The sequence below is a fragment of the Pseudomonas corrugata genome, assembly GCF_050920615.1.
Lineage (GTDB): Bacteria > Pseudomonadota > Gammaproteobacteria > Pseudomonadales > Pseudomonadaceae > Aquipseudomonas > Aquipseudomonas corrugata.
Genome location: NZ_CP130434.1, coordinates 1345127 through 1361491 on the forward strand (window position 1 = coordinate 1345127; position 16365 = coordinate 1361491).

The 16365-nt window shown below is 62.6% G+C and carries 15 protein-coding genes; 10 read left to right on the plus strand and 5 right to left on the minus strand.

The window, feature by feature from the left end; all coding sequences use genetic code 11:
• Positions 1-45: 45 nt before the first annotated feature.
• Positions 46-954, minus strand: a complete 909-nt coding sequence (locus QZH45_RS05925) for a LysR family transcriptional regulator (protein ID WP_024777559.1) — start codon at positions 952-954, stop codon at positions 46-48.
• A 98-nt stretch (positions 955-1052) separates the two neighbouring features.
• On the opposite strand from QZH45_RS05925, the gene QZH45_RS05930 reads away from it, so the two are divergent.
• Entirely contained in the window at positions 1053-2225 is a 1173-nt protein-coding gene (locus QZH45_RS05930; protein WP_055135748.1) for an aspartate aminotransferase family protein, read from the plus strand.
• A gap of 122 nt (positions 2226-2347) precedes the next feature.
• Positions 2348-3082: an OmpA family protein gene (locus QZH45_RS05935; protein ID WP_055135747.1), complete on the plus strand. Its 735-nt coding sequence runs from the start codon at positions 2348-2350 to the stop codon at positions 3080-3082.
• A gap of 207 nt (positions 3083-3289) precedes the next feature.
• Here the strand turns inward: QZH45_RS05935 and ehuA are convergent, their stop codons facing one another.
• The 4 genes from ehuA to ehuB form a co-directional block, all read right to left on the minus strand.
• On the minus strand, positions 3290-4159 hold the full coding sequence (gene ehuA, locus QZH45_RS05940; protein ID WP_024777562.1) for an ectoine/hydroxyectoine ABC transporter ATP-binding protein EhuA: 870 nt from the start codon (positions 4157-4159) through the stop codon (positions 3290-3292).
• Positions 4159-4815: an ectoine/hydroxyectoine ABC transporter permease subunit EhuD gene (ehuD, locus tag QZH45_RS05945; protein WP_024777563.1), complete on the minus strand. Its 657-nt coding sequence runs from the start codon at positions 4813-4815 to the stop codon at positions 4159-4161. Before ehuD ends, ehuA begins: the two co-directional genes overlap by 1 nt.
• Positions 4812-5471, minus strand: a complete 660-nt coding sequence (ehuC, locus tag QZH45_RS05950) for an ectoine/hydroxyectoine ABC transporter permease subunit EhuC (RefSeq protein ID WP_024777564.1) — start codon at positions 5469-5471, stop codon at positions 4812-4814. Before ehuC ends, ehuD begins: the two co-directional genes overlap by 4 nt.
• Positions 5472-5548: 77 nt before the next feature.
• Positions 5549-6403, minus strand: a complete 855-nt coding sequence (ehuB, locus tag QZH45_RS05955; protein WP_024777565.1) for an ectoine/hydroxyectoine ABC transporter substrate-binding protein EhuB — start codon at positions 6401-6403, stop codon at positions 5549-5551.
• Positions 6404-6676: 273 nt separating this feature from the next.
• Between ehuB and QZH45_RS05960 the strand changes: the two genes are divergently transcribed.
• The 8 genes from QZH45_RS05960 (at position 6677) to QZH45_RS05995 (ending at position 16194) form a co-directional block, all read left to right on the plus strand.
• Positions 6677-8071: a PLP-dependent aminotransferase family protein gene (locus QZH45_RS05960; RefSeq protein ID WP_024777566.1), complete on the plus strand. Its 1395-nt coding sequence runs from the start codon at positions 6677-6679 to the stop codon at positions 8069-8071.
• Between the two features lie 205 nt (positions 8072-8276).
• A complete protein-coding gene (eutB, locus tag QZH45_RS05965; RefSeq protein ID WP_055136025.1) occupies positions 8277-9248 on the plus strand; it encodes a hydroxyectoine utilization dehydratase EutB in 972 nt (323 codons plus the stop codon).
• 21 nt (positions 9249-9269) lie between these two features.
• Positions 9270-10262, plus strand: coding sequence for a cyclodeaminase (locus tag QZH45_RS05970; RefSeq protein ID WP_069018465.1), 993 nt, complete (start codon positions 9270-9272; stop codon positions 10260-10262).
• 40 nt (positions 10263-10302) lie between these two features.
• The gene (doeA, locus tag QZH45_RS05975; protein WP_055136026.1) at positions 10303-11493 is read left to right on the plus strand and encodes an ectoine hydrolase DoeA; all 1191 of its coding nucleotides are present in this window, start codon (positions 10303-10305) and stop codon (positions 11491-11493) included.
• A 3-nt stretch (positions 11494-11496) separates the two neighbouring features.
• The gene (doeB, locus tag QZH45_RS05980; protein WP_024777570.1) at positions 11497-12498 is read left to right on the plus strand and encodes a N(2)-acetyl-L-2,4-diaminobutanoate deacetylase DoeB; all 1002 of its coding nucleotides are present in this window, start codon (positions 11497-11499) and stop codon (positions 12496-12498) included.
• A 216-nt stretch (positions 12499-12714) separates the two neighbouring features.
• On the plus strand, positions 12715-13185 hold the full coding sequence (locus tag QZH45_RS05985; RefSeq protein WP_024777571.1) for an Lrp/AsnC family transcriptional regulator: 471 nt from the start codon (positions 12715-12717) through the stop codon (positions 13183-13185).
• A gap of 139 nt (positions 13186-13324) precedes the next feature.
• Positions 13325-14812 carry an NAD-dependent succinate-semialdehyde dehydrogenase gene (locus tag QZH45_RS05990; RefSeq protein WP_024777572.1) on the plus strand — a complete coding sequence of 496 codons (1488 nt, stop codon included), beginning with the start codon at positions 13325-13327 and terminating at the stop codon, positions 14810-14812.
• A complete protein-coding gene (locus tag QZH45_RS05995; RefSeq protein WP_024777573.1) occupies positions 14809-16194 on the plus strand; it encodes an aspartate aminotransferase family protein in 1386 nt (461 codons plus the stop codon). The genes QZH45_RS05990 and QZH45_RS05995 overlap by 4 nt, the downstream gene beginning before the upstream one ends.
• Positions 16195-16365: the final 171 nt, after the last annotated feature.

Consider the following 16365-nt stretch of genomic DNA (forward strand, 5'->3'; position numbering starts at 1 on the left):
AGAGGCTACTTCTCCAAAAGTAGCCTCTGAAGGCTACTCCTACGTTTAGTCAGCGGATCTCGCCCATTTCTCCAACGCAAATTCCACAAAGCTGCGCAGCTTCGGCAACCGGTAGCGATCCTGGGCGTAGATCAGGTTCATCGGTCGATGGGGCAGTTGATAATCCTGCAACAGTGCCACCAGGTGTCCATCCTTCAGGTCCTGCTCCACCAGCGCATCGGGCAACATCACCACGCCCATGCCGGCCAGGGCCGCGCGGTGCAGGCCCGCAGAACTGTTGATCAGCATCGGTCCGTTCACCGGTACTTTGATTTCGCCGTCCGGGCCGTTGATGGGCCAGTGGTCTTGGGCGAAGCGCCACTCGTCACTGGCGGAATAGGCAAACGACAGGCAGTCGTGCCCTTGCAGGTCGGCGGGCTGTTGCGGGATGCCCCGGCGGGCCAGGTAGGCCTTGGACGCGCAGATCGTCAGGGTGTAGTCAATCAAGGGCCGGGCGATCAGTTTCGGATCGGACAGGCCGAGGCGGATGGCGGCATCGAAGCCGTGGTCGAGCAGGTCCAGGCGCTGGTTGGTCAGTACCACGTCGAGTCTGACTTGCGGATAACGCTGGCTGAATTCGGCCAAGGCCGGCGCGAGGCGTTCGGTGCCGAAGGTCAGCGGCGCGGTGATGCGCAAGGTGCCGGTGGGTTCGCCTTGGGTCTGCTCGGCCAGGCGCTCGGAGTCGGCCACCAGCCCCAGGACTTCCAGGCAACGCTGATAATAGGTCGAGCCGAATTCCGTCAGGCGCTGACGACGGGTCGTGCGGTTGATCAATCGCACTCCCAGGCGTTGCTCCAGTGCCCGAAGGTGATTGCCCACCATGGTGGTGGACATTTCGCACGCCTGGGCCGCCGCAGTCAGGCTCCCGGTTTCTACCACTTTGACGTAAACCGTCATTGCCTGGAACAAATCCATCATCAAACCTGGCTTATAAATGATTGAAGTAAAGCAGCGTTTATCCAGCAAGGGTGGCTAACCATACTGGAAAAAACCACCTGATGGAGATTGATGTCATGACCGCCACCTGCCTGATGACCACTTACCAACCCCTGGCACTGAGTTTCACCCATGGGCTGGGGACGCGCCTGTGGGACCAGGACGGACGTGAGTACCTCGATGCGGTGGCCGGCGTGGCGGTAACCAATGTCGGTCACTCCCATCCCCGGTTGGTCGCCGCCATCAGTGAGCAGGCCGGTCTGCTGCTCCACACCTCGAACCTGTACAGCATCGACTGGCAGCAACGGCTGGCGCAGAAACTCACGCAACTGTCTGGGTTGGAGCGAGTGTTTTTCAATAACTCGGGTGCCGAGGCCAACGAGACTGCCTTGAAGTTGGCGCGTCTCTACGGCTGGCACAAAGGCATTGAGCAGCCTCTGGTGGTGGTCATGGAAAACGCCTTTCATGGACGCACCCTGGGCACCCTGTCCGCCAGCGATGGCCCGGCGGTACGGCTGGGTTTCAACCGGTTGCCGGGGGATTTCATCAAGGTGCCGTTCGGTGATCTCGCCGCGCTGGAAGACATCCGGCAGCTCCACGGCGAACGTATCGTCGCGATACTGGTGGAGCCGATCCAGGGGGAAAGCGGTGTGCAAATGGCGCCACCGGGCTACCTCAAGGCTTTGCGCCAGTTGTGCTCCCGGCGTGCATGGTTGTTGATGCTCGACGAGATCCAGACCGGTATCGGTCGTACCGGCCATTGGTTCGCCTTCCAGCACGAAGGCATCGTGCCGGATGTCATGACCCTGGCCAAAGGGTTGGGCAATGGCGTACCTATCGGCGCGTGCCTGGCACGGGGCAAGGCGGCTGAACTGTTCACACCCGGTAGTCATGGCAGCACCTTCGGTGGTAATCCGCTGGCCTGCCGGGTCGGCTGCACGGTACTGGACATCATCGAAGAGCAGGATTTGGTGGGCAACGCCAGGCATCAAGGAGAGCAACTGCTCGGCCGGTTGCGGGCGGAACTGGCGGGCAATCCGAACGTGCTGGCGATTCGTGGCCAGGGATTGATGATTGGCATCGAGCTCAAGCAACCGGTCCGCGACCTGGCGTTGTGCGCCGCCCGGGACCACGGCTTGTTGATCAATGTCACCCGGGGCAAAACCATTCGTTTGTTGCCGCCGCTGACGATTGATGGCCGGGAAATCGAGATGATTGTCCGGGGGGTAAGCCGCAGCCTCAACCAATGATAAAATAGGCCTGAGCGAAACGCAGCGGGACGGAATTTTTAACGTTTGCTGCGTTCCAACGCCAGCCAGAGTCGATTGCCCATGTCCTGGCACATCAGACTGAAAAACCAGGAGCTTGTCCCATGTTCACCTCGCGTCGCTTGATCATTGTCGCTACCGCTGTGGCCCTGTTGTCCGGCTGCGCGTCGCCTAACCCGTATGACAATCAGGGCCAGGCTTCCACGGATTCTTCAGGGATGAGCAAGACCGCCAAGTACGGCGGCCTCGGAGCCCTGGCCGGGGCACTGGCCGGTGCGGCCATCGATCACAACAATCGTGGCAAGGGCGCGTTGATCGGCGCCGCGGTCGTGGGTGCTTCCGCGGCAGGTTACGGTTACTACGCCGACCAGCAGGAAAAGAAACTGCGGGCCAGCATGGCCAACACCGGTGTTGAAGTGCAGCGCCAGGGCGACCAGATCAAACTGATCATGCCGGGCAATATCACCTTCGCCACCGACTCGGCAAACATCGCATCCAGCTTCTACCAGCCGCTGAACAACCTGGCCAACTCCCTCAAGGAGTTCAACCAGAACCAGATCGAAATCGTCGGCTACACCGACAGCACCGGCAGCCGCCAGCACAACATGGACCTGTCCCAGCGCCGTGCCCAGAGCGTGGCGACCTACCTGACGTCCCAGGGCGTCAGCGGTGCCAACCTGAGTGCCCGTGGTGCCGGTCCGGATAACCCGGTGGCCAGCAACGCCGACGTCAACGGTCGGGCGCAGAACCGTCGTGTCGAAGTCAACCTCAAGGCTATTCCGGGCCAGCAATACCAGGCTCCAGCGCAGCAGGGGCAGACTTACCAGCAGTACCCATGATCGCCTGACGGCACATGAAAACGGGGGGCCATGGAAACATGGCCCCCCGTTTTTTTTGAGGTTATCAGTCCTTCGGCCTGGCACTGCACCTTGTGGCGAGGGGATTTATCCCCGCTGGGCTGCGCAGCAGCCCCAAAGAAGCGGGGATAAATCCCCTCGCCACAAATAATTTTCTCACCACAGGGATGGTCACTTGAGTGATGGGGCTCAGTTAGCCTCCTTCACCGCACTCAGAAACGCACACGTACGTTCCTGCTGCGGGTGCTCGAAGATCTGCGCCGGTGTGCCCTGCTCGTGGATCTGCCCCTTGTAGAAGAAGCACACCCGGTCGGCGAATTCCCGGGCGAAGCCCATCTGGTGGGTCACCATCAGCATCGTCAGGTTGTGCTCGGCCCCCAGCCTGCGGATCACGTTGAGCACCTCGCCGCACAGTTCCGGGTCGAGGGCCGAGGTTACTTCGTCAAACAGCATCACTTTCGGCCGCATCGCCAGGGCTCGGGCAATGGCCACGCGTTGTTGCTGGCCCCCGGAAAGCTGCGAAGGATAGTGCTCGAGCTTGCTGCCCAGCCCCACCATGTCCAACAGATCGGCGGCGCGCTCCCGGGCTTCCTTCGGGTTCATGCCCAGTACCTGCACCGGCGCCTCGATCACGTTCTGCAGCGCGGTCATGTGGGGAAACAGGTTGAAGCTCTGGAACACCATGCCGATCTTGCCCCGCACCCGGCGGATATGCCGGTCGTTGGCCGGCACCAGTACACCGCTGCGGTTGGGCATGTGGGTCAGCGAATCGTCCTCGATGAAGATCTGCCCGTGATTGATCCCTTCCAGCGTCATCAATACCCGCAGCAAGGTGGATTTGCCCGAGCCGCTGGGGCCGATGATCGCGACCTTTTCACCGGGCGCGACATCCAGGTTCAGATGATCCAGCACGGTGAAACTGCCGTAGCTTTTGCTTACATCCTGGAAACTCACGATCGGCCGGGATGGTGTCGGATCCTGCATGGCCGGGGCCTCCTGCTGCGATGCCAGCGTACTGCGCCGGGACAACTCGATGGACGAAGACAGAGGTAAAGTCATTAGCGTAGCTCCATGCGCGTTTCAAGGCGCCTTACCAGCCAGGCCAGGGCGAGGCTCAGTGCGAGGAAGAACAGGCCGACCATGGTGATCGGTTCCAGGTAGCGGAAATTTTCGGAGCCGATGTTCTTGGCCTGTTGCATGATTTCCACCACGGTAATTGCCGACAGCACGGGGGTGTCCTTGAGCATCGCCACCAGGTAGTTGCCCAGCGGCGGCACGATCGGACGAAGAGCCTGGGGCAGGATGATGTTGCGGTAGGCGTCGTAAGGCGCAATGTTCAACGCCGTCACCGCTTCCCACTGTGCTCTTGGCACCGCGTCGAGGCCGCTGCGATAGACCTCCGCGATGTAGCAGGCGTAGTGCAGGCCGATGCCAAGGATGCCGACTTGCATGGCCGTCAGGCTCAAGCCGTAGTTGGGCAATACGTAATAGAGGAAATACACCTGGATGAGCAATGGCGTGCTGCGAATGAACTCGATGACCAATGCGGTCGGCCATGACAGCCAGAGTTTCTGGCTGCGACGACCAATCGCCAGGAACAGCCCCAGCACAATCGCGATCACAAAACCGATCAGCGTGATGCCCACGGTGTTGAGGGATGCGCGCAGCAGGGCCGGCAGGATTTGCCCGGCGTAAGACCAGTCGAACAGCGTCATGACAGACCTCCACGCATCCGTCCCCGGCTCAGCCGGCGCTCGACGTTACGCATGCCGAAGTTGATGGCCTGGGCGAGGATGAAATACAGCACCAGCGCCAGGCTGAAGATTTCCAGGGTCTGGAAGGTTGCCTGATCCAGCTGACGAGCCCGGAAACTCAGGTCCGATAAGGTGATCAGCGACACCAGCGAGGTGTTCTTCAGCAGTTCGATCAGCAGGTTGGTGCCCGGCGGAATGGCGGCCAACAGGGCCTGGGGCAGGATGATCCGCTGGAAGCGCTTGAAGCCGCTGAAGTTCAGCGCCGTACAGGCCTCGTATTGGCCCTTGGCAACCGAGCTGATGGCGCCGCGCATGACTTCGGCGCCGTAGGCACCGATATGCAGGCCCAGGCCGACTATCGCCACGGCGTAGGGGCTCAGCTCGATGTTGAACGGTGGCAGCGGCAGCACGAAGAACAGCCAGAACAACTGCACCAGCAGCGAGGTGCCTCGGAACACTTCGATGTAGCTGATGGAGAACCAGCGCAGCGCCCGCCATGGCGACAGCCGCCCCAAGGCCGCCAGGACCGCCGCGACAATGGCCAGCAGTGAGCCGAAGAACGTCACCTGCAGCGTGACCCAGGTCCCTTGTATCAATAACGGAAGTAGTTCGCCCATGGTTCAACCCGATATCCGATGAAGCAGGGAACAGGCATCACGCTGTATGCGTCATGCCTGTTTCGAAGCGCCGGTTTCTACTGGGCGCAGAGTTCGGCGGCGGTTTTGCTGGTCACGTTGGACTTGTCGAAGCCGAATGGCGCGACAGTCTTGAGGTGTTCCTCGGAACCCAGCCACTTCTTCAGCTCGGCATTGACCGCGTCGCGCAGGTCTTTGTCTTCGGGACGGAAGGCGAGGGCGCCATAGCCGATGTGGGACGGATCGTCCTTGAATTCGGACATGGCCTCGACCTTGTCGCCACCCTTGGCCGCCAGGCCTTTCATGGTCAACTGGGTGCCGACGGCCGCGTCGGCGCGACCGGCGCGAACCGCCTGCAACTGAGCGGTGGTGTCGGGCACCTGGAGGATCTGGTCGTCCTTGACCCCGGAATCACGGGCGTAGGCCAGGTTCACCGTACCGGCCATGATCGCCAGCTTCACATCCGGCTGTTTGGCGATGTCTTCATAACTGTGGAGTTTTTTCGGGTTGCCCTTGGCGACGAGCAAGGCATCGGGCAACTGGTATTGCGGATCGGTGAACAACACCTGCTTGCAGCGCGCCGGAGTGATGTACATGCCGGCGGCGATCACGTCGAAACGACCGGCGCGCAGACCGGGAATCAGCGAGCCCCATTCGGTGAGCACGCCGTTGACCTGCTTGATGCCCATCTTGGCGAAGATGATCTTGGCGATTTCCGGCGATTCACCGGTCACGGTACCGTCGGTTTCGGTGAAGGCGAACGGGGTTTCGTTGGCGTAGCCGATCCGGATACTGCTGTTGCTTTTGACCGTCTCCAGGGTGCTCGCCTGGACGCTGCCGGCGAGGCCGAGTACAGCGCAGGTCAACAAGAGCCGACGCAGGGACGCGCAGGTGCCGGGAAGAAAATTGCTCATCGATAAAATCTCCTGTTTCTTGTGGATCCGTCAGTCGACGGCTCTGTGGTAGGAGGCAGTGTGGCAAGAGCAAAGCGTACAGCGGCTGATCCGCAAACCGTGCCGGTACAGGTCGATCCGGCTTTTTTGTCAGGGTAACAACCCGCCTGGACGACGACCTTGAACTGGAGCATACAAAAGCCTCGGCAATGATTGCATTGCACTAGGACAATTGCTTTGTCCCGATTCCCGCGGGATGCTGTGCACACCAGAGTACACGCGGGTTGCAGCGTCATGGATAAATGGAAATCGGCCCTGGATGTCGCCCGTAGCGGTGAGTCCAAATACAAGATTCTGGTCCAGGCCATTGCCGAGGATATCGAACAGGGGCTCCTGGCCAACGACCAGCGCCTGCCGCCGCAGCGGCAAATGGCCGACGCCATGGGTATCAGCGTGCAGACCGTGACCAATGCCTACAAGGAGCTGGAACGTCAGGGACTGGTGCGTTGCGAGGTGGGGCGCGGCAGTTTCGTTTCTCGGCGCATGAGCGACCGGGTCGCGACCTACATTCTCGACAGCCCCGAGCGGACGCTGGTGGATTTCTCCAATGCGCGAATCCTGCACACCCGCGAGCACGACCAGTGCTGGCGCGATACCTGCGCCGAGTTGAGTACCGAAGAAGACCAGCCGTGGATTCACGCTTTCCGGCCGATTGCCGGCTACGAATCCCACCGTGAAGCGGCTGCCCAATGGATCGGTCGGCAGAAGCTGAAGGTCGAGCGCAACGATATCCTGATCACCAACGGTGCCGCCCACGGAATCTTCCTGGCCCTGGCCTCGCTGGCCGGGCCCGATGATGTGGTGCTCTGCGAAGGGCTGACGGATCACGGGGTGATTGGCAACTCTCAGGTGTTGGGTTTTACCCTCAAGGGCCTCGAGATGGACCGGTATGGCATTGACCCGGAACATTTCGAGGACATGTGCAGCAACGAGCGCATCACCGCCCTGGTATGCACGCCAAACCTCAACAACCCCACCACCAGCCTGATGCCGGATGCCCGTCGCCGGGAAATTGCCGGGATCGCCCGGCGTTTCGGGGTGCACATCATCGAGGACGATGTATATGGCCCGCTGCTGGACGAGCGCCGGGCACCACCCATCAGCCATTACCTGCCGGAACTGTCGTTCTATTGCACCAGCATGACCAAATCGGTGCTCACCGGGTTGCGCACCGGCTACCTGGTGGTGCCCAAGCGCCTGGCGTTGCGCACCGAGAGCATCCTGCGGGTCAACAGCTGGATGGGTACGCCGATGGTGTCCGAAATTGCTGCCCGCTGGATTCGCGACGGCCGTGCGGACGCCCTGGTGCACTTGCAACGCCGGTTGTTGACCGGGCGCCAGGCCATGGTGACCGAGTACATGGGCGAGCACGTGCTCGGGCAGCATCCTCATGCATTGAACACCTGGATCGGCATCCCGGCCCATTGGGAAGTGGACAGTCTGGTGCGGGCGCTACGGCACAAGCACATCGCCGTGACCTCCCCCGATCCGTTCACCGTCCGCGGCACCCCAAGGCCCCGGGCCGTGCGGGTGTGCGTCGGTGCCGAATGCAGCGACGAGGAAATGCGCCATGCATTGATCGGCATGCGGGAGATCTTCAATCAGTACCCGCAGATTCATGATTTCTGAAGAACTCAGAGCCGCCCCTGTGTGCGAGCCTGCTCGCGATAGCGGCGTTACATACAATACTTGTGCAAGCTGACACACCGCTTCGCGAGCAGGCTCGCTCCCACAGAGATCTGTGGTGTGTGGAAAATTAAATTGCCCTAGTACATTCATCGCCACAATCCAGCCCTCTTAGACTGCGCCCAACACCTCAACCCGGGACGCGGTCATGGCAGTGTTGCAGCTTCAGGATATCTACCTCGCTCGCCAGCGCATCGGGGCACTGGTGCGGTGTACGCCGATGGAACATTCCCCCAGCCTGTCGCGGCTGATGGGCGTGGCGGTGTACCTCAAGCTTGAATCCTTGCAGATCACCGGCAGCTTCAAGCTGCGCGGTGCGAGCAATGCCGTGGCGCAGCTCAGCCCCGCGCAAAAGGCCCAAGGTGTGGTGACCGCGTCGACCGGTAATCATGGCCGGGCGCTGGCCCACGCCGCGTCGCAACAGGGGGTCAAGGCGATTGTCTGCCTGTCCAACCTGGTGCCGGCCAACAAGGTCCAGGCGATCCGCGACCTGGGGGCCGAGGTGTGCATCGTCGGCCAGTCCCAGGACGATGCCCAGCGCGAAGCCGAACGCATCTCCAGGGAGCAGGGCGCGACCTTCCTGCCGCCCTTCGATCACCCGGCGATCATTGCCGGCCAGGGCACCCTCGGCCTGGAAATCCTCGAGCAACAGCCGGACGTGGCCCAGGTGCTGGTGCCGTTGTCCGGCGGTGGCCTTTTCGCCGGGGTCGCCCTGGCTCTCAAGAGCGCCAACCCGGCCATCCAGGTCCGCGGCATCAGCATGGCCCGTGGCGCCGCGATGCACACCAGCCTCGCTGCCGGCCATCCGGTGGACGTCGAAGAACTGCCGACACTGGCCGACTCCCTCGGCGGCGGCATTGGTCTGGACAACCGCTTCAGTTTCGCCATGACCCGCCAGTTGAGCGACAGCGTGCACCTGCTCTCGGAAGCGTCCATCGCCAGCGCCCTGCGCCACGCCTATCACCAGGAACGCCTGGTGCTCGAAGGCGCGGCAGTGGTGGGTATCGCGGCGTTGCTCGACGGTCTGATCGAACCGCGCGGCCCCATCGTGCTGGTGGTCAGCGGTCGCAATGTCGACACCGAACAACATGCCCGCGTGCTCGCCGGCGCTCATCAATAACCACTCGCAACGGAGCCTGTCATGAGTCAAGTCACCTTATTGAGCGAAGCCGACCTGCGCAGTTGCGTGGCTCTCGACCTGCCCAGCATCGACGCCGTCGAGCAGGCCTTCGTGCTGCTGGCGACGGCTGCGGTGGCGATGCCGCCGATCCTGCGCCTGGACATTCCCGAACATAACGGCGAAGTGGACGTGAAGACCGCCTACCTGCCGGGCCTGGAACGATTCGCCATCAAGGTCAGTCCCGGCTTTTTCGACAATCCCAAGCTTGGCCTGCCCAGCCTCAACGGCATGATGATGCTGCTGTCGGCGCGCACCGGTCTTCTGGACGCACTGCTGCTGGACAACGGCTACCTCACCGCCGTGCGCACGGCGGCGGCTGGTGCCGTAGCGGCGCGTTGCCTGTCGCGCCAGCAGAGTCGCAGCGTGGCGTTGATCGGCGCGGGTGAGCAGGCGGCGTTGCAGCTTCAGGCGCTGCGGCTGGTGCGGCCTGTCGATGAGGTGCGGGTCTGGGCCCGCGACGGGCAGAAGGCCAAGGCTTTCAGTGTCGAACTGGCCCGCAGTACGGGCCTTTCGGTGACGATGTGCCCTGACATTGACAGCGCAATGGAAGGCGTGGACATCGCCGTTACCTGCACCCCCAGCCGCGAGCCGCTGATCGAAGCCCGGCATTTGCACCCCGGCCTGCACATCACCGCGATGGGCTCTGATGCCGAACACAAGAACGAGATTTCCCCCCAGGCCCTGGCCGCCGTCGACCGCTACGTCGCCGACCGCCTGAGCCAGACCCGGGTGCTTGGCGAGCTGCATCACGCCCTGGCGGCCGGCGCCGTCCGCGACGAGTCCGCACTGGCTGAATTGGGCCAGGTGTTGGCCGGGCAGCGGCCCGGGCGCACCGATGAAGCGCAAGTGACCCTATGCGACCTCACGGGCACCGGCGCCCAAGACACCGCCATCGCCAACCTGGCGTTCGAGCGAGCCAGGGCGGCGGGCAAGGGTTACCCGTTCGGTCGTTAACCATTTTCCATTCGTGCGTCATTGAACAGAGGACAAGTGGATGTCAGAGATAGTCGTCAAGCTTCCGTTCCAACGGGAGGAATACGCCCAGCGCCTGGCGAAGGTTCGCGCGGCGATGCAGGCCCAGGGCCTGGAACTGTTGCTGGTCACCGATCCGTCGAACATGGCCTGGCTCACCGGCTACGACGGTTGGTCGTTCTACGTACACCAGTGCGTTCTGCTGGCGCTGGAAGGCGAGCCGGTGTGGTTCGGGCGCGGCCAGGACGCCAACGGTGCCCGGCGCACGGTGTTCATGCAGGCCGACAACATCGTCGGCTATCCGGACATCTATGTGCAGTCCCGCGAGCGCCATCCCATGGACTATCTGTCCCGGGAAGTGATCATCGCCCGGGGCTGGGGTGCCTTGACCATCGGCGTGGAGATGGACAACTACTACTTCAGCGCCGCCGCCTACCTGTCGCTGCAACGCCATTTGCCCCAGGCGAAACTGGTGGACGCCGTGGGCCTGGTGAACTGGCAACGGGCGGTCAAGTCGCCCCAGGAAATCGCCTACATGCGCATTGCCGCGCGCATCGTCGAGAACATGCACGGGCGCATCCTCGAACGGATCGAGCCGGGCATGCGCAAGAACGAACTGGTGGCCGAGATCTATCAAAGCGGCATCCTTGGCGTCGACGGCCATGGCGGCGATTACCCGGCCATCGTGCCGCTGTTGCCCACCGGCGCCGATGCCAGCGCGCCGCACCTGACCTGGGATGACTCGCCGTTCGAAAAGGGCGCCGGCACCTTCTTCGAGATCGCCGGTTGCTACAAGCGCTATCACTGCCCGTTGTCGCGCACCATTTACCTGGGCAAGCCGCCCCGGCACTTCCTCGACGGTGAAAAGGCGGTGGTCGAAGGGATCGCAGCCGGCCTGGACGCGGCCAAGCCGGGCAACACCACGGGGGACATCGCCGTGGCGTTCTTCAAGGTGCTCGAGAAATTCGGTATCCACAAGGACAGCCGTTGCGGCTACCCCATCGGCATCAGCTATCCGCCGGATTGGGGCGAACGCACCATGAGCCTGCGTCCCGGCGACACCAGCGTGTTGCAACCGGGCATGACCTTCCACTTCATGCCGGGGCTGTGGATGGATGACTGGGGCCTGGAGATCACCGAAAGCATCCTCATCACCGAGACGGGCGTCGAGACGCTGTGCAACGTGCCCCGCCAACTGTTCGTGAAGGATTGAACCATGAGTGATTTGCCCGCCAATCCCATCAACGCCACGGTCGACTTCAGCCGCGAGGGCGTGCAGCACGGTTTCCTCAAGCTGCCGTATTCGCGGGACGACTCGGCCTGGGGCGCGGTGATGATCCCCATCACTGTAATCCAGCGCGGCAGCGGCCCGACGGCCTTGCTCAGCGGCGGCAACCACGGCGACGAGTATGAAGGCCCGGTGGCGCTGAGCAAACTGGCGCAGCGCCTCACGGCCGAGGAGGTGACTGGACGCGTGATCATCGTGCCGTTCATGAACACTCCGGCGTTTCACGCCGGGCGCCGGACGTCGCCCATCGACAAAGGCAACCTCAACCGCAGTTTCCCCGGCCGGCCGGACGGTACCGTCACCGAGAAAATCGCCGACTACTTCACTCGCACATTGCTGCCGTTGGCGGACATTGTCCTGGATATCCACTCCGGCGGTCGGACCCTGGATTTCCTGCCGTTCGCTGCCTGCCATGTGCTGCCGGACAAACAGCAACAAGCCCGCTGCGAAGCCGGGATGCTCGCCTTCAACGCGCCGTACTGCATGCGCATGCTGGAACTGGACGCCGGGGCGATGTACGACACGGCCGCCGAATCCCAGGGCAAGGTGTTCGTCACCACCGAGCTGGGCGGCGGCGGCTCATCGACGGCCCACAGCGTGGCGATTGCCGAGCGTGGGGTACGTAACCTGCTGGTTCACGCCGGCATCCTGCGGGGGGAGATCCAACTGCAGCCATCGCTGATGCTCGACATGCCGGACGCCAGTTGCTTCATCGCCAGCGAGCATGACGGTTTGTTGGAGATGTGCCGTGACCTGGGTGAGCACGTGACCCGGGGCGAGGTGGTGGCGCGCATCCACGACGCCACCCGCAGCGGCGTCGCCCCGGTGGAATACCGCGCCGCCCGCAGCGGATTGCTGGCGGCGCGGCACTTTCCCGGGCTGGTGCAGTGCGGCGATACATTGGCGGTGATTGCGGATGTGTTGGCGTGATTGCCTGGTCAAGCGGGACACCCTGTGGCGGGAGGGCTAGTGGGAGTAAGGCTTGCCCTGGTACGAGTCATTTAAGGATCAAACGGCGCAAAACCTGTGGGAGCAAAGCTTGCTCGCGATAGCGGCAGGCCAGTCAATGTTATTGCTGACCAACTTGGCGCAATCGCGAGCAAGCTTTGCTCCCACACATTCCCTCAGTTTCTGGAGATTCTCCTCGTGCACAAACTCGATCGCTACGACCTCAAGATTCTGCAGATCCTCGCCGAGGACGGGCGGATTACCAAGTCGAGCCTGGCCGAGGCCATCAACCTGTCGGTGACGCCGACCTGGGAGCGGGTGCGCAAGCTGGAGATGGTCGGTCTGATCACCGGCTACCGGGCACAGATCGATTGGGGGGCGGTGTTCAAGCGCCAACAGGTACTGGTTGAGATCACCCTCGCCCGGCACACCGCCCAGGACATGCGCCGTTTCGAGCTGCGCATGGCTACGGCACCGGAAGTCGCGTTTTGCTACGCCACCGGCGGCGGAGTGGATTACCTGGCGATGATCCAGGCGCCGGACGTTGATCACTACCAGCGCTTTGTCGATCAACTGCTGCTCGAAGACCTCGGCATCGAGCGCTATTTCACCTACATCGTCACCAAAACCATCAAGACCACCGGAGCCGTCCCGGCGGAGTTGGTGTAGTCGTCCTGAGCACGGCAGAAACCACTTTTACGGGCTGCTCCTTCAGAAAAAAACCACGGTTTCACCCCCGGCAATCACCCGATTACTCAAGTGCAGCTGCCCTAGCATGGGGTCATGCACACGCTCTGGAGTGAACGTCATGACTTACCAACATCCGCTGCTGTTCAAAGCGCTTTGCTACATCGATGGTCATTGGGTCCACAGCGACAGCGGTGACAGTGTTGCCGTGCACAACCCCGCCACCCGCACGGTGATCGGCCATGTGCCCATGCTCGACCCGCCGCAGATCGTCGCGGCAGTGGACGCAGCCCATCGTGCGTTTCCGGCATGGCGCGAGCTGAGCCTGGACGCCCGCGGCGCTGTCCTGCGCCGCTGGGCAGCGTTGATCCTCGAGCACCGTGAAGACCTGGCGCGCATCCTCAGCCTGGAGCAGGGCAAGCCACTGGCCGAATCCCGCGGTGAAATCGCCTACGCTGCGAGTTTCATCCCCTGGTTTGCCGAAGAGGCCCGACGCTTGTACGGGCAGAACATTCCCAGCCACATTCCCAATGCCCACCTGGGCACGATCAAGGAACCTGTTGGCGTTTGCGCGCTGCTGACTCCGTGGAACTTTCCCTCGGCGATGATCACCCGCAAGGCCGCCGCCGCGCTGGCCTCCGGTTGCACCGTAGTCATCAAGCCGGCCCACGAGACGCCGTATTCGGCCCTGGCCCTGGCGCAACTGGCCGAGGAAGCGGGCTTCCCTGCCGGAGTGTTCAATGTGGTGCTGGGCGAGCCGCAGATGACCATGGAAACCCTGGTCAAGGACCGGCGTGTGCGCTCCGTGAGCTTCACTGGCTCCACCCGGGTCGGCAAACTGGTGCTGCAAGCGGCGGCCCACGATGTGAAGAAAGTCGCGTTGGAACTGGGCGGCAACGCGCCGTTCATCGTCTGCGCCGATGCCGACCTGGCGCTGGCGGTCGAAGTCGCGGTGCAAGCGAAGTTCCAGACCTCGGGCCAGGATTGCTGCGCGGCCAACCGGATCATGGTCCAGCGTCCGCTGTACCAGGCGTTTGTCAGCCGTTTCGCTGCAGCGGTCCGCGCCTTGCGGGTCGGGCCGGCCATGGTCGATCGACAGGAGCAGGACGTTGACGTCGGTCCGTTGATGCACCAGGCCGCGTTCGATGCCACCACCGACCGGGTTGCCGACGCGCTGGCCCTTGGCGCGCAACGCCTGGTGGGTGGCGAGGCTCACGCCCTGGGCGGATTGTTTTATCAGCCAACAGTCCTGGCCGATGTCACGCCGCAGATGCGCATCTACCGTGAAGAAAACTTTGCACCCATCGCCGGGGTGATGCCGTTCGACACCCTGGATGAAGCCATCGAAATGGCCAACGACACCGAGTACGGCCTGGCGGCCTATATTTGCTCCAACCGCCTGGACCTCATCTACCCGCTGATCCGCCGTCTCGATCACGCCATGGTGGCGGTCAACGGCGTCAAGTTCACCGGCCACCCGATCCCTTTCGGTGGCATGAAAGCCTCGGGCCTTGGCCGCGAGGGGGGCAGCGAGGGCTTCGAGCCCTTCGTCGAAACCAAATACTTTTGCCTGCACCATCAAGGCCAGTTCCCAGGAGAATCCGCATGAGCCAAGAACTCAACACGCTATTCGAGCAAGACCGCGCGCATTTCATGCATCCGTCGACCCACGCCCATGACCACGCCAGCGGTGCGCTCAAGGGCCGGATCATCAAGAGCGCCTCGGGCGTGCGCATCCGTGACCATGAGGGCCGCGATTTCATTGATGCCTTTGCCGGCCTCTACTGCGTGAACATCGGCTACGGCCGCACCGAAGTTGCCGACGCCATCTACAAGCAAGCCAAGGAGCTGGCCTACTACCACACCTATGTTGGCCATTCGAGCGAGGCGATCATCGAACTGTCGAGCCGCATCATGGACTGGGCGCCACAGGGGATGAAAAAGGTCTATTACGGCTTGTCCGGCTCCGATGCCAACGAAACCCAGGTCAAGTTGGTGCGCTATTACAACAACGTGCTGGGGCGGCCGCAGAAGAAAAAAATCATCTCCCGTGACCGTGGTTACCATGGCTCGGGCATCATGACCGGCAGCCTGACCGGGCTGGCGACCTTTCACCAGCACTTCGACCTGCCGGTGGAAGGGGTCAAGCACACAGTCTGCCCGCACTGGTATCGCAAAGCGCCGGTGGGCATGGACGAGGCGACCTTCGTGCGTTACTGCGCCGATGAGCTGGAGAAGATGATCCTGGCCGAAGGACCTGACACCGTGGCGGCGTTCATCGGTGAACCGTTGATGGGCACCGGTGGCATTATCGTTCCGCCGGCCGGTTACTGGGCGGCGATCCAGGCGGTGCTGAATAAATACGATGTGTTGCTGATTGCCGATGAAGTGGTCTGCGCATTCGGTCGCCTCGGCTCGAAGATGGGCAGCCAGCGCTACGGCCTCAAGCCGGACCTGATCACCACGGCCAAGGGCCTGACCAGTGCCTATGCACCGTTGTCGGCAGTGATCATCGGCGAGAAGGTGTGGGGCGTAATCGAAAAAGCCTCACAGGCCGAAGGCGCCATGGGGCATGGCTGGACCTATTCCGGGCACCCGATCTGCGCGGCGGCGGCACTGGCCAACCTCGACATCCTCGAGCGGGAAAACCTCACCGCCAATGCCGAGGAGGTCGGTGGCTACCTGAATCGTCGCTTGCGTGAAACCCTCGAAGGCCATCCGCTGGTGGGCGAAGTGCGCGGGGACGGCATGCTGGCGGCGGTGGAATTCATGGCCGACCGCGAACAGCGCACAGCTTTCGACCCCGCTCTGAAAGTCGGTCCCAAGGTTTCGGCTGCCTGCCTGGAACGCGGCATGATCGCCCGCGCCATGCCCCACGGCGACATCCTGGGCTTTGCCCCACCGCTGATCCTCAGCCGCGAAGACGCGGACCTGATCGTTGACATCGCCAAAGACGCCATTGATCAGGTGGCGGGTGAAGTGTTGGGGTGAGGCTGTTGGGAGTGTGATGGCGGTCTATCCGAGCCGGTGGGATCTGCTGCCGTCATCGCGAGCAGGCTCGCTCCCACCAGAGATCTGCGGTGGATGCGGTATTCGGGACGCTACGGATCCTTGTGGGAGCGAGCCTGCTCGCGATAGCGGTCTACCGGAATCGGCGAAGTC

Excerpts from the sequence above, each read along its gene's own strand:
- QZH45_RS05925 (WP_024777559.1), bottom strand. The coding sequence starts at position 954 with ATGGATTTGTTCCAGGCAATGACGGTTTACGTCAAAGTGGTAGAAACC.
- QZH45_RS05930 (WP_055135748.1), top strand. The coding sequence starts at position 1,053 with ATGACCGCCACCTGCCTGATGACCACTTACCAACCCCTGGCACTGAGT.
- QZH45_RS05935 (WP_055135747.1), top strand. The coding sequence starts at position 2,348 with ATGTTCACCTCGCGTCGCTTGATCATTGTCGCTACCGCTGTGGCCCTG.
- ehuA (WP_024777562.1), bottom strand. The coding sequence starts at position 4,159 with ATGACTTTACCTCTGTCTTCGTCCATCGAGTTGTCCCGGCGCAGTACG.
- ehuD (WP_024777563.1), bottom strand. The coding sequence starts at position 4,815 with ATGACGCTGTTCGACTGGTCTTACGCCGGGCAAATCCTGCCGGCCCTG.
- ehuC (WP_024777564.1), bottom strand. The coding sequence starts at position 5,471 with ATGGGCGAACTACTTCCGTTATTGATACAAGGGACCTGGGTCACGCTG.
- ehuB (WP_024777565.1), bottom strand. The coding sequence starts at position 6,403 with ATGAGCAATTTTCTTCCCGGCACCTGCGCGTCCCTGCGTCGGCTCTTG.
- QZH45_RS05960 (WP_024777566.1), top strand. The coding sequence starts at position 6,677 with ATGGATAAATGGAAATCGGCCCTGGATGTCGCCCGTAGCGGTGAGTCC.
- eutB (WP_055136025.1), top strand. The coding sequence starts at position 8,277 with ATGGCAGTGTTGCAGCTTCAGGATATCTACCTCGCTCGCCAGCGCATC.
- QZH45_RS05970 (WP_069018465.1), top strand. The coding sequence starts at position 9,270 with ATGAGTCAAGTCACCTTATTGAGCGAAGCCGACCTGCGCAGTTGCGTG.
- doeA (WP_055136026.1), top strand. The coding sequence starts at position 10,303 with ATGTCAGAGATAGTCGTCAAGCTTCCGTTCCAACGGGAGGAATACGCC.
- doeB (WP_024777570.1), top strand. The coding sequence starts at position 11,497 with ATGAGTGATTTGCCCGCCAATCCCATCAACGCCACGGTCGACTTCAGC.
- QZH45_RS05990 (WP_024777572.1), top strand. The coding sequence starts at position 13,325 with ATGACTTACCAACATCCGCTGCTGTTCAAAGCGCTTTGCTACATCGAT.
- QZH45_RS05995 (WP_024777573.1), top strand. The coding sequence starts at position 14,809 with ATGAGCCAAGAACTCAACACGCTATTCGAGCAAGACCGCGCGCATTTC.